At 29.6% G+C, this 12,731-nt stretch carries 13 protein-coding genes; 7 read left to right on the forward strand and 6 right to left on the reverse strand.

What is annotated here, in order from left to right:
• On the reverse strand, positions 1-407 hold a 407-nt coding region (locus JJE11_RS06270), incomplete at its 3' end, for a DMT family transporter (RefSeq protein WP_291633704.1).
• Positions 408-683: 276 nt separating this feature from the next.
• On the opposite strand from JJE11_RS06270, the gene JJE11_RS06275 reads away from it, so the two are divergent.
• A complete protein-coding gene (locus JJE11_RS06275; RefSeq protein WP_291633706.1) occupies positions 684-1,445 on the forward strand; it encodes a hypothetical protein in 762 nt (253 codons plus the stop codon).
• A 75-nt stretch (positions 1,446-1,520) separates the two neighbouring features.
• On the opposite strand, the gene JJE11_RS06280 is transcribed toward JJE11_RS06275, so the two are convergent.
• The 3 genes from JJE11_RS06280 to JJE11_RS06290 all read right to left on the reverse strand — a co-directional run bounded on the left by JJE11_RS06280 (position 1,521) and on the right by JJE11_RS06290 (position 3,371).
• Positions 1,521-1,793, reverse strand: a complete 273-nt coding sequence (locus JJE11_RS06280; RefSeq protein WP_291633708.1) for an AbrB/MazE/SpoVT family DNA-binding domain-containing protein — start codon at positions 1,791-1,793, stop codon at positions 1,521-1,523.
• A gap of 370 nt (positions 1,794-2,163) precedes the next feature.
• The gene (locus JJE11_RS06285; protein WP_291633711.1) at positions 2,164-2,616 is read right to left on the reverse strand and encodes a threonine/serine exporter family protein; all 453 of its coding nucleotides are present in this window, start codon (positions 2,614-2,616) and stop codon (positions 2,164-2,166) included.
• A complete protein-coding gene (locus tag JJE11_RS06290) occupies positions 2,613-3,371 on the reverse strand; it encodes a threonine/serine exporter family protein (protein WP_291633713.1) in 759 nt (252 codons plus the stop codon). Before JJE11_RS06290 ends, JJE11_RS06285 begins: the two co-directional genes overlap by 4 nt.
• Positions 3,372-3,672: 301 nt before the next feature.
• On the opposite strand from JJE11_RS06290, the gene JJE11_RS06295 reads away from it, so the two are divergent.
• Entirely contained in the window at positions 3,673-4,557 is an 885-nt protein-coding gene (locus JJE11_RS06295) for a PRD domain-containing protein (RefSeq protein WP_291633715.1), read from the forward strand.
• A 116-nt stretch (positions 4,558-4,673) separates the two neighbouring features.
• On the opposite strand, the gene pyk is transcribed toward JJE11_RS06295, so the two are convergent.
• The gene (pyk, locus tag JJE11_RS06300) at positions 4,674-6,092 is read right to left on the reverse strand and encodes a pyruvate kinase (RefSeq protein ID WP_291633717.1); all 1,419 of its coding nucleotides are present in this window, start codon (positions 6,090-6,092) and stop codon (positions 4,674-4,676) included.
• A gap of 345 nt (positions 6,093-6,437) precedes the next feature.
• On the opposite strand from pyk, the gene JJE11_RS06305 reads away from it, so the two are divergent.
• The 4 genes from JJE11_RS06305 (at position 6,438) to JJE11_RS06320 (ending at position 9,627) form a co-directional block, all read left to right on the forward strand.
• Positions 6,438-6,608: a hypothetical protein gene (locus JJE11_RS06305; protein ID WP_291633719.1), complete on the forward strand. Its 171-nt coding sequence runs from the start codon at positions 6,438-6,440 to the stop codon at positions 6,606-6,608.
• Positions 6,609-6,873: 265 nt separating this feature from the next.
• Positions 6,874-7,788 (forward strand): ATP-binding cassette domain-containing protein, encoded by a 915-nt coding sequence (locus JJE11_RS06310; protein WP_291633721.1) that lies wholly within the window; start codon positions 6,874-6,876, stop codon positions 7,786-7,788.
• Positions 7,789-7,795: 7 nt separating this feature from the next.
• On the forward strand, positions 7,796-8,632 hold the full coding sequence (locus JJE11_RS06315; protein WP_291633723.1) for an ABC transporter permease: 837 nt from the start codon (positions 7,796-7,798) through the stop codon (positions 8,630-8,632).
• A gap of 41 nt (positions 8,633-8,673) precedes the next feature.
• Positions 8,674-9,627 carry a tRNA-dihydrouridine synthase family protein gene (locus JJE11_RS06320; protein ID WP_291633725.1) on the forward strand — a complete coding sequence of 318 codons (954 nt, stop codon included), beginning with the start codon at positions 8,674-8,676 and terminating at the stop codon, positions 9,625-9,627.
• Positions 9,628-9,792: 165 nt separating this feature from the next.
• On the opposite strand, the gene JJE11_RS06325 is transcribed toward JJE11_RS06320, so the two are convergent.
• On the reverse strand, positions 9,793-10,680 hold the full coding sequence (locus JJE11_RS06325; protein WP_291633727.1) for a GGDEF domain-containing protein: 888 nt from the start codon (positions 10,678-10,680) through the stop codon (positions 9,793-9,795).
• Between the two features lie 333 nt (positions 10,681-11,013).
• Between JJE11_RS06325 and JJE11_RS06330 the strand changes: the two genes are divergently transcribed.
• Positions 11,014-12,731 (forward strand): ABC transporter ATP-binding protein (locus tag JJE11_RS06330; protein ID WP_291633729.1); only part of this gene is annotated, 1,718 nt, incomplete at its 3' end.

Below are 12,731 nucleotides of genomic sequence, written 5' to 3' on the forward strand. Positions count from 1 at the left end.
AGCTTATCATTCTTATATATATAATGGGCTAAAATAACACTGAAAAATGCAACAGTGGAATTCATTATAGAACTTTTAACTCCAGTTGTATTCGCAACTCCAACATAAAAGAATATATAATGCACTGTTGTTTGAATAATCCCTAGCAAGAATACATTTTGGATGCTTTTTCTTGAAATATGTAGTATTTTTTTTCCGTATATCTGTGCAATAACAAGTAAAACTAAACCTGCTATAAAAAACCTATAACCTGCAAAAACAAGTTTTGATGGTATATCATCTGGGGAAATATTAAATAATATGTATCCGTTTTTTATTGCAGGATATGCGCTTCCCCATAATAAGCAACAAAATGTTGCAATAATGGCAACAACTTTCTTGTTGCTGAAAAAAAATTTGTTTTTCAAATTAATCGAAATCCTCTCGACGCTGTCGTTTTTAATTAATTATATTATAAAAATATAAATTAGTAAAATTGAATATAGAATCTAGAAAGGGGGTATAACAAACTTCTGCTATAAACATATTAATTCTTTAAGATAAAAATAAAACAAATTTCAACTAAAATTGAAAAACCCTCTAATAAATCATGTCAGGTATCGTATATATAAGAGAAAAAGAAAAATATGGGATAATGATTAATAAATGTTATCTACATAAGAATCATATGAGGAGGAATTAACATGAAAAAAGGAAAATTAGGTTTATTTGTACTAGCGTTAACATTATCAGTTGGTGTATCATCTGGGGTTTATGCTTGTGAACAAGATAAAGATACGAACACTGTAAAACCAACTGATGTAGCACAAAAAATAAATTTTAGAAATGAAAAAACTAAAGAATGGGATGCAAAATTCATTGAAAATCATAATGATAATAAAAAATTTAGTGAAAAAAAAGTAGCTAGTAGAGATGCGAAAAATGAAGAGTGGGCTGAAAAATACAGTGAAAATCATAAGAATCATGAGAATGAAGTAGAATGTGAAGATATAAAAGTGCCACTTACTGCGGAGCAGAAAGTAGTTATACAAGATAAAAAGGATGCTTTAGTACCAGTTAAAGAAGCTATTAAAGTTTCGAAAACTACAATTATTAGTAATGCAGAAGCAGTTAAGGTAGAATTAAAAAGAATTGAAGATAGTGAGTTAGTATTAGATCCATTAGTGAAAACTGAAGTTGATTCGATTTTATTAGAGGTAACAGATGCAACTACTAAGAAAGAACATGTAAATCCATTAGTTAAACCAGTTTGTGATGCTGTAGCACCTACAGTAGCTGAAGTTGATCCAACTGTAGTAGAAGAACCTGTAGAGACAACTTACTTTGAAAGAATAAGTGAAAGATTAGACAATAAGTTTATAAGGTATACAGAAAAAAACACACAGTTAACTATTTTAGCAAATAGACTTTTAACTCTTTTAAATTCTTTAACACTTATAAACTAGAATAGTTTTGAAAAAATAAAAGTCTTGAATTTATTAATTTAGGACTTTTATTTTTTTTATTGGTAATTTTACAAATTACCAATTTTCAAGATCCTCATACACGTCTTGGTTTATATTAAATTTTCTTACAGGTACATTCTCTACTTCCTTTTCTACCTGACTTTCTACTTTCTGCATTTCTTTACTCCAAAGCCATGCTTGAGCTTTTGGTATAATAAGTACTGGTTTAATGATAATTTTATCATCTTCAATCTCAATAGCTATATTATCTCCAATTTTCAAGTTCAATTTGTTAATTAAATCTTTTGGTAAAGCAATATTAAATTTTTCTATTATTTTTGTAATCATTTCATACATCCCCCTATAGGTTATTTTTTTACTATCTTAATTTCATTATATTTACTACTATTCTTAAGTAGTCTTTAGTTATTGTATAAATTCTGAATTTATGAATCGAATACATAATTAACTTTCATAATAATGCTTATTATATAATATAATAATAGTTCTGTAAAGCTATTTTGCAATTTAATAAAATCAATCTGTCATTTTATGAATGGCATATTCCTAAAAAATAGGCATAATAAATACAATAATAATTATTATTGTATTTATTATGCCTTTAGAGCAAATATTTATTAATATGTTATAAAACTAAATATAGAATAATTTTAGTGTTTTATTAAATGAAGATCTCACGTATGACTCAAGTGTATCTTCATTTAGTATGTAATATAAGAAAATTTAGCTTTCTTACTTTAGATATAAAACGAAAAGTCGTTAGAGATAACATTATACCAAATGCAATTGCACCAGCTGCAACTATAACGTGTATTCCATTAGAATATGCTGCTGAATAGTTTTGCTCCACTATACAGTTTATGGTTTTATATGCAGTTAGGCCAGGTACTAGTGGGAATATTCCAGGTATTGAAAACTGAATTGCGGGGGTCTTAAGTTTTCTTGCCATAAATTCACTATATATACCTACAGCGATAGCCCCTGCAAAAGACGCCATACCAACACTATTTCGTAAGTTATAAACGGGAATGTATGTTGCCCAGCCAATTGCTCCACTAAAACCAGCCCATATTATCTTTTTTTTATCAATATTAAAAAGAATTACAGGAAATATACTCCCTAGAAATGCCAAAAAAATTTGTTTTATCATAGTTTCACACCTACTCCTAATGTTAATGCTATACCGATACCTGCACCTACTGCAGTTATAACAAGCATTGCTTCACCGAATTTGGACATACCCGCCGTGAATTGTCCGTAAATAGTATCTTTAATGCCATTAGCAAGTGCTACTCCGGGGAGTAATATCATTATTGCCCCTGTGATTACATTTCCTTTATTTATAAATGGAAATAAACTTTCAACAATTAAACTTGCAGATCCTATAATAAGACCTGAAAAGAAAAATTGAAAAAATTGAAAGGATCCAACCTTAGATAGCTTTTCTAGCATAAAATAAATGCCTATACTTATAACCGCTGAAACAGTTGCTTCATAAATTGTACCATGAAAAAATAGTGAATAAACAAATGAAGTCATACTTGCAGCCATAAGTCTTACTGGGAAAGTAAAATATGGTGCATTGGATATATCTTTTAATGCTTTTTTTGCCTCTTCATAGCACACAGGATTATTTTTAATGCTTCTTGAAAAAGAATTGATAAGCTCTATTCTATACAAATCTAAATGTGTTGATCTGATTTTTTTTAGTGAAGTCACCTTATCATTATTTATATCTAGAATAGAAACAAAGACACCATTAGGTGTGACTATACATTCACATTCTAAATTATAGGAATTACATATTCTTTCAATTGTTTCTTCAACTCTGTAAGTTTCAGCACCATTACTCATAAGCATTTGTCCTGCAGAAAGTGCAATTTCTAGAACTTGTTTAGCCTCCATAGTATTCCTCTTTTCACATTTGTTCAATTATTTATAACTAGCATAATTATATCATCTTTTATGGATATAATAAGAATAATTAATTAATTTAATTATTCAGTACATATTAACAAAAATATTAATATGTATGGAGGAGATTATGAATTAATGTAGAAGTATAATTTAAGGAGTAAAACGTTACATAATCATACTCTACATAGATATATGGGTAGCATCATGTTTCCGGGGATTTTTATGAGCGAAAAGAATTTTCTATCTAAACAAGCGATACAATATAAATAGCTAAGTGATATATAAAAATATGGAGGTAAAACTATTGGAAATTGAAACTTCAGATTTTAATGTGATTAAAGTATTTAATGACAATATTGTGCTAGTTTATCAAGCACATATAGTAAAAATCCTTTATGAAAAAGGAATTGGATTTGGAAAGCACGAAGGCGATACTATATCTAAAGATACTTCAATTGAAAAAATATTTTCAATTGAAAATAAAATTAATCATGATAATTTTTATAAACTTATAAATAGTGTTGAGGTCGATCTGATTGCGCTTTGTGAGGAAATAATATACATGATATCTACAGAACTAAATGAAGATTTACAAGAAAAAATTCATATATCACTTATTGACCATATAACTGTTACTTTAAAACGAATTCAAAACGTTGAGAATAATGAAAATCTACTTTTAGTTGAAACTGAAACCCTTTTCCCAAGAGCATTTGAACTAGCAAAAAAGGCCGCCACTATGATTGAAGATAAAACAAAGGTTCATTTATCAGATGATGAAATTGGATTTATAGCTCTACATATACAAGTTGCAAGGAATGATGATGGCGTATATAATTCAAAAAAATATAGATTTGTATTAAATACCATTATAGAAATTATTGAAAATGAATTAAATATTACTATAGATAAAAAATCACTTGAGTATGATAGATTTATTACTCATATTCAATTTGCTATTCAAAGAATTTCGAATAATACACCTATTAAAAATGAATTATTAGATACTATAAGGGAGAAGTATCCTTCTTCTTTCAAGATGGCACAAAAAATTTCGAAATTCGTTGAAGGAGAGTTAGGGCTAAAAGTTATTGAAGATGAAACTGCATATTTGGCTAGGCATATCCATAAATTTAAAAAATATGAATTGAAAAAGGATGTATTGCATAAGTAAAGAATGAAGCATGGAATATAAAATAGAGACTAAACATTGCCCTTTCAGATATTCTCCGCTTCATTACTAATATCTGAAAGGGCAATGTAAAAAAGGAAGTGGCAAAGCAGCCAGGTTTAAACTTCTTGTATTTTCATCATATTGGTAGTGCCAGACTCACCAACAGGTACACCTGCTGCAATTATGACAACGTCACCCTTTTTTATATATCCTGCATTTAAGCATTTTTCCACTGCATCTGCCATTAATTCATCTGTGGAAGTTAATTTTATTGAAATTATAGTCTGTAACCCAAAATTAATGGATAGACTTCTTGCAACTTGCTTGCTAGGTGTTACAGCAATAATTGGACACCTTGGTCTGTATTTTGATACCATTCTAGCAGTATGACCACTTTGAGTCGCTGTTATTATTGCAGATACGTTTAATTCATCTGCTGTGGTACGTGTAGCAAGACTTATAGCATCTGATATGTTACCAATAGATCCAGATTTTATTTTATTTAAAGTGGCTGTAAAATCAATATTTGACTCTGCTTCAATGGCTATCTTAGACATTGTTAAGGCAGATTTCAATGGATATTTACCAATAGCACTTTCACCACTAAGCATTATTGCATCAGTACCATCAAAAATAGCATTTGCTATGTCTGAAGCTTCAGCTCTAGTAGGTCTTGGATTTCTAATCATAGAATCTAACATTTGGGTTGCAGTTATAACAGGTTTACCAACCTTATTACATTTATGTATTATCATTTTTTGAACTATAGGAACCTTTTGAATTGGTAATTCAACCCCCATATCGCCTCTAGCAACCATAATACCATCAGAAACCTCTATTATAGCATCTATGTTATCTACGCCTTCTTGCGTTTCAATTTTTGATATTATCTGGATGTGGCCGCCACCGTTTGCATTAAGTATTTTTCTAACATCTAACACATCGCCTGCTTTTCTTATGAAAGATGCTGCTACGATATCGACCCCTTGTTCACATCCAAATATTAAATCTGATTTGTCTTTGTCAGTTACTGCCGGAAGACCAATAGATACGTTAGGAACATTTATTCCTTTATGATTTCCTATATAACCAGAATTTAGGGCTGTGCAATTTATTTCAGTGCCTTCAATTGAATTAATTTTAAATTCAAGAAGACCATCATCCACAAGAAGTGTACCATTGACCTTAAGTTCTTTATAAAGCTCTTTATAAGAAACAGAACATCTCTCTTTATTTCCAAGTATCTCTTCGCCACAACTAAAGATGAATTTTTGTCCTTTATCAATTGAGACTTTATCTCCAGCAAAATTGTGAGTTCTAATTTTAGGGCCTTTAATATCGAGCATTATAGCAACGGATTTATTAAGCTTTTCCCTAAGATTTTTTATAAGATCAATTTTTGTCTTGTGATCTTCATGCGTACCATGTGAAAAATTAAGTCTAGTAACATTCATTCCTATTTCCATGAGTTCTGTCAACATCTGTTCACTATCGCTAGCAGGACCAATTGTGAAAATCATTTTTGTTCTTTGCATAATTAATATCCCCTTTACTGTTTTAAGTTAATTTAAAAATTTGCATTCCATGATATATCTACAACAATACCTTCATTATGTACCGTCACAGACAATTCTAATCTTGTAACGAAAAACACTTATTGTCTGCTTATTTTGCGTATGTTATTATAGAATTGGGATCTATGGGTCGACAAGGGAGAAAAATTACATGCAGGTGCTACTCAAAGGGACGTTTGTGGGGTATAATAAATTAGTAAAATAACAATACATACCTTTAAAATATTTATTGTGATACTAATTTAGAAGGTATCGTTTATAAGTTATTATTGAAGATGTAAAAAATAAAAAAAAGAGGGTAAAAATATGAAAAATGATATAAACAAAAACATGGAAATAATGAAAAAAATTATTGAAGAAAAAAAAGCGAAATCTTCTGCACAAAAAAATGCTAAGAGAGCATCGATTCATGGAACACAAAGCCCATCATCAGGTAATGGGGGAGGTTTAGTTGGTAAAAATAACAGGGGGCAATAAATAAATTCCCTTTATTTAGGAATTTATATAATTGATTGTTTGTGGATAAAGACTTATTAATCTTAATAGGTCTTATATTTATTTTTTAAAATACAATTTTTTATTAGTGGTTCAGAGATGATATTAATTATGAGTAAGGTTGAAAAGATGAGTAATAGGTAATATTATATTTGTTGTATTTTTGGGCGCGGTTATGGAAATTATTAAATCATTAACGTAAAGTGAGTAGCAAAAGGATAGAAAGCAGTTGATAGGAGTTGATAACATGAGAAACATAATAGAAGTTCGGGATTTTGTAAAGAAATATGATAAATTTACAGCAGTTGATAATGTTTCATTTGAGGTAGAAGAAGGAAGCATTTTTGCATTTTTAGGCCCAAATGGAGCAGGTAAAAGCACAACCATCAATACACTGTGTACCATATTTGATAAGACATCAGGAATACTGACTATTGACGGAAAAGACGTTAATAGTGAAAAGGATGCAGTCAGAGGTGTTATTGGAGTTGTTTTTCAGGAACCAACACTTGATAATAAAATGACAGTTCTGGAGAATTTAATTATGCATTGTCATTTTTATAGTATCCCCAAAAGTGAAGTCGATGAGCGTATCCAATTTGTTTTAAATTTAGTGGATTTACTGGAATGGAAAAAAGCAATGGTAAGCAGTTTGTCCGGTGGGATGAAACGACGTGTGGAAATAGCAAGAGCACTACTGCATTATCCAAAAGTATTGTTCTTAGATGAACCAACAACAGGTCTTGACCCTCAAACAAGGGCTCACATGTGGGATTATATTGTAAAGTTACAAAAGGAGAAGAATATTACCATTTTTCTAACAACACATTACATGGAAGAGGCAGAGATTTGCAGCAAAGTTGCAATTATGGATGCCGGTAAAATCGTTGCCATGGACACTCCTTATCATTTGAAACAGCAATATACAAAGGATAGAGCAAATATTACAACCATAGACGAGGTAGGTCTCGAGGCACTGCTAGATACTGCAGGGTTTATTTATAAAAAAGAAAACGGTTGTTATAACGTTGAAGTTAATGATTTACCAAAACTTATGGAGATAATAAGTGAGCATAAAGCTGCGATAACAGATTTGGAAATTAATAAGGGCACATTAAATGATGTATTTTTAAAAATTACCGGAAAAGATATAAGAAAGTGAGGAATTTATGGATATTATATTAGCTTTATGGTTTAGAAATATTAAAATTTTTGCACGAAATCGTGTTCAGCTTGTTTTCACGATTATCATGCCATTCTTCTTTTTATTTGTGTTCAGTTCAATATTTAAAACTCAAAACATTGAAAATCCAGTAAACTATATGCTGGCTGGTATTGTGATAACTACCGTATTTCAAACAGCCCTTACAGTTGCAACAAGTACAATTGAAGATATTGTTTCGGGATTTATGAAGGAGGTTCTAGTAAGCCCAGTTAAACGAATCCAGATTGCTGTAGGTCAGCTATTATCAGCAGCAACAATAGCAACTATGCAGGGAATTATTATTTTAGTCATTGGTTATTTTATAGGGCTTAAGTTTACATCATGGGTAACACCATTTGCGGTAGTTGCTGTGATGATTGTGGTCGGACTTGTATTTTCTGGTCTAGGATTATTTATAGCGACTCTGGTTAAGAACTCACAAACATTTCAAGTGGTAATAACGGCAATTACAATGCCACTTACATTTCTTTGTGGTGCATATATTCCGCTTTCAATGTTACCAAAAGTGTTACAATATATTGCTTATCTCAATCCAATGACATATACAACAGCGTTTTTTAGAACCGTAATATTGGAAAAGACGTCTTTAACAACAAATCAATTGGTGGCAGAACAGCTTGCATTTAAAATAGGTAGTTTTGTAATTACACCAGTTATCAGTATGGTGATTGTAATCATATTTGGACTTGTATTTTTACTGTTATCATCTTATGTTTTCTCAAAGGTTGATTTTTCAACAATTAATCGATCAAAGAGTAAAGAAGGAGATATATTTAGTTAGTAATAATATAAGCAATACATTAATAAAGGAGGTAATAGATAATGAGTTTTTATTTCGCACCTATGGAAGGTTTAACTGGGTACATTTATAGAAATGCCCATAATGCTTTTTTCAATAATATAGATAAATACTTTTCACCTTTTATTGTTGCAAATCAAAGCGAAAGTTTTAAAACTCGGGAATTAAATGATATTTTGCCTGAAAACAATCAAGGACTAGTTTTGATTCCACAATTATTAACCAATAATGCAAAAGATTTTATTCATACTTCAAAGAAAATAAAGCAGCTGGGATATAATGAGATCAATTTAAATTTGGGATGTCCTTCTGGAGCTGTAGTTTCAAAAAATAAAGGAGCTGGATTTCTTTCAAAAAGAAAAGAACTTGATGTGTTTTTAGAGGAAATATTTTCTCAATCGATAACAAAAATTTCATTAAAAACTAGAATAGGAAAAGACCATCCTGAAGAATTTTATGATTTAGTAGAAATTTTTAACAAATACCCTATAGAAGAACTTATTATTCATCCAAGAACTCAAAAGGACTTTTATAGAAATAAACCTAATCTGAAAATTTTTAAGGAAGCCTTGATTTCAAGTAAAAATCCTGTTTGCTATAATGGTGACATTTTTACAATCAAGGATTACAAGGAATTTTCGACTGATTTCCCGAGTGTAGATACATTAATGTTTGGCAGGGGATTATTAGCCAATCCTGGATTTATCAGCGATATTACAAATAATATTAAACTCGAAAAAAAATTACTGAAAGACTTTCATGATAAGATTTACGAAGATTATAAAACAATACTCTTTGGGGAGAGGAATGTGTTATTTAAAATGAAAGAATTATGGTTTTATATGATTCCGGTGTTTTCTGATAATGCAAAATATGCAAAAAAAATTAAGAAATCAGAAAGATTATCTGATTATGATGAAGCTGTTTCAAGCTTATTCAGAGAACAGAATATTTTAGAAAATCGAGATAACTATTAAAGACTTATCATTGCAGTTAAGTTTTTGAGATTAATATTCTTGTATTCCATTAAGCAACATTTTAATAATGTTACTAGCAACAGAGATTGTTCGCTTCACTACCAAAACTTGAAAGGTGACAGATAACTCTCAAAAATCGGAAATGAATTGAACTTTTGTTGCTTATTAGTGTAGATTATATTTCATATTTATTTTAGAGTTATAAATTTTACAATTATTCCTTCCAGATTCTTTAACATGATACATAGCTTTATCAGCTTTATTAATTAATGTGTCTATATTTAATCCGTCATAAGGATACGTTGACACGCCGATACTAATTGTAAGAGTTTCAAAATTACAATATGATTTAATTACATTAGAGTTATAGATTTTTAATCTAATTTTTTCAGCAGTATTAAAACCTTCTACATCTGAATAATTGTCTAATAAAATTACGAATTCTTCTCCACCATATCTAAAAATACCTTCATTCCCATTAGTAGAATCACGAATAATTCTTGCAACTTCCTTTAGCACTAAATCACCTTTGATATGTCCATAAGTATCGTTTACCTGCTTAAAGTGATCTATATCGCAAAATAATATAGCCATCATACTAAGTCCTTCACAAAGCTTTGTTTCAAAATATTCATAAAGGTATCTGTGATTATAAACTGAAGTTAAACAATCAGTAATTGAGAGCTTTAACAGACGCTTACGTTCACTTTCCTTAAGCACATAATAATTATTAATAAGTTGTTTAAACTCATTTTGCATGTTTAATATTAAATCATTTTGTTTTTCCACATTAATAATATTCTCCATACCTAATTTATCTAAAAGTGTAATTTTGTAGTATTGGTCTATTTTAAATAAAATAGTCTTAATAATATGAAAACTGAATAGTCCCACTAGGTATCCTGCTGTAAGACATCCAATGCAAAAGAGTAATTTTCTTTCAGGAATCCATATAATAAAAAAGTTTGCGAATATCGGGAATATTGCTCCCATAAGTAATCCAAAGGTGCATAAAACTACCTTAATGGTTTTCATTGGTTTTATATATATCACAAAATATCCTCCTTTGTTATATGGCATTAAAATCAAATTTATCAGCTCTTTAATTAGCACAATCATATATATTCTACAATTATCACCTAACACCTCTTATTTTTGTATTTTTTAACAATATAATATAAATTATTACACATCATAGTAGCTCAAATATTGTTTAGGTATTGCACTGGAATAAAAGAAGTTTATGACTTCTAATAATATTTTAGATATTTATGTTTTGTTTATAAGATATATCAATGGAAGATACTACGCAAAGGGCTATTTGTAGTGTATACTAAATTAGTAAAATAAATAGATAGGTTCTTTGCTTTAAGAAAGGGTGAAATTATGGACATTTTTAAAAAATTTATTAATTATTATAAACCGTACAAGCTTCTTTTTTTTGCAGATATGTTTTGTGCATTAGTAGTTTCTGCGGTAGATATATCTTTTCCAGTAATACTTAGTTATCTTTCAAAATATTTTTTTACGAGAGATAAACAATTTATTCTTCATACCATAGGCTATATTGGCTTAGCATTGGTGTCTATGTATATAATAAAATATTTCTGTCAATATTTTATAGCTACTTGGGGACATATTATGGGAGCTAGAATGGAAAATAATATGAGAAGAGATTTATTTAGTCATCTTCAAAGTTTACCATTTTCATATTATGATGAAAATAATACTGGAGAAATGATGTCGAAGCTAATATCAGATTTGTTTGATATTTCAGAACTTGCACATCACGGCCCGGAGAATGTACTTATCTCAGTACTTAAAATTTTAGGATCATTTACAATACTATTATTCATAAATGTAAAAATGACAATTATTTTACTTGGAGTTACTTTAATAATGGTAGTCTTTTCAACCTATCAAAATTTAAAAATGCGTAAAATATTCTTGGATAATAGGAAAAAAACAGCAGATATAAACTCTACTGTACAGGATAGTTTATCTGGAATTAGAGTTGTAAAGTCATTTGCAAATGAAGAAATAGAAAAGAAAAAGTTTAATAAAAGAAACAAAGATTATTTAAACTCTAAAGTAAAAAGCTATACTGCAATGGGGAAGTTTATTGCAGGAAATACTTTTTTTGAAGGGATCTTATATGTCGTAATAGTAGTAGCTGGATCATTATTTATAACTGAGGGTTCTTTAAAAGTCTCAGATCTTGTAGTCTACGCTCTTTACATAAATATATTTATAAACCCTATAGACATATTAATAAATTTTACAGAATTATTTCAAAAGGGATATGCAGGATTTCAGAGGTTTAGGGAAGTTATAGAAACAGTGCCTATTATAGTAGATAAACAAGATGCTTTAACTCTTACTAATGTGAAGGGAGATATAGAATATAAAAATGTAACCTTCAGTTATGGTGATGACCATAATGTATTAAATGACATAAGTATAAATATAAAGGCTGGTAGAAACATAGCACTTGTTGGTCCGTCTGGTGGTGGAAAAACCACTCTCTGTTCACTTCTTCCAAGATTCTATGACATAACTTCTGGAAGCATTACAATAGATGGAAATGATATACGCGATCTAACGCTTGAATCTCTTAGAAATTCTATCGGTGTTGTTCAACAAGATGTATATATGTTTGCAGGGAGTATAAAAGAAAATATTGGATATGGTAACCTTAACGCGTCTGATGAAGAAATTATAGAGGCAGCTAAAAATGCCAATATTCATGACTATATAATGAGTCTTAATGAAGGGTATGATACTTATGTTGGTGAGCGTGGGGTAAAACTTTCTGGAGGACAAAAGCAGAGGCTTTCCATTGCAAGAGTATTTTTAAAAAATCCTCCAATTTTAATTTTAGATGAGGCTACTTCAGCACTAGATAATGAAAGTGAACGACATATACAAAATTCTCTTGAAAAACTTTCAAAGGATAGAACTACTATAGTTATTGCCCATAGGTTAAGTACAATAAAAAAATCAGATGAGATAATAGTTATTAATGATGAGGGTATACAAGAAAGAGGCAATCATAACGAACTTCTTAAAATTGAAGGTATGTATGCATATTATTATAATATGCA

The organism is Clostridium sp. (assembly GCF_016650095.1).
Lineage (GTDB): Bacteria > Bacillota > Clostridia > Clostridiales > Clostridiaceae > Clostridium_AD.

Excerpts from the sequence above, each read along its gene's own strand:
- JJE11_RS06310 (WP_291633721.1), top strand. The coding sequence starts at position 6,874 with ATGAGAAACATAATAGAAGTTCGGGATTTTGTAAAGAAATATGATAAA.
- JJE11_RS06315 (WP_291633723.1), top strand. The coding sequence starts at position 7,796 with ATGGATATTATATTAGCTTTATGGTTTAGAAATATTAAAATTTTTGCA.
- JJE11_RS06320 (WP_291633725.1), top strand. The coding sequence starts at position 8,674 with ATGAGTTTTTATTTCGCACCTATGGAAGGTTTAACTGGGTACATTTAT.
- JJE11_RS06305 (WP_291633719.1), top strand. The coding sequence starts at position 6,438 with ATGAAAAATGATATAAACAAAAACATGGAAATAATGAAAAAAATTATT.
- pyk (WP_291633717.1), bottom strand. The coding sequence starts at position 6,092 with ATGCAAAGAACAAAAATGATTTTCACAATTGGTCCTGCTAGCGATAGT.
- JJE11_RS06290 (WP_291633713.1), bottom strand. The coding sequence starts at position 3,371 with ATGGAGGCTAAACAAGTTCTAGAAATTGCACTTTCTGCAGGACAAATG.
- JJE11_RS06275 (WP_291633706.1), top strand. The coding sequence starts at position 684 with ATGAAAAAAGGAAAATTAGGTTTATTTGTACTAGCGTTAACATTATCA.
- JJE11_RS06295 (WP_291633715.1), top strand. The coding sequence starts at position 3,673 with ATGGAGGTAAAACTATTGGAAATTGAAACTTCAGATTTTAATGTGATT.
- JJE11_RS06285 (WP_291633711.1), bottom strand. The coding sequence starts at position 2,616 with ATGATAAAACAAATTTTTTTGGCATTTCTAGGGAGTATATTTCCTGTA.
- JJE11_RS06280 (WP_291633708.1), bottom strand. The coding sequence starts at position 1,793 with ATGATTACAAAAATAATAGAAAAATTTAATATTGCTTTACCAAAAGAT.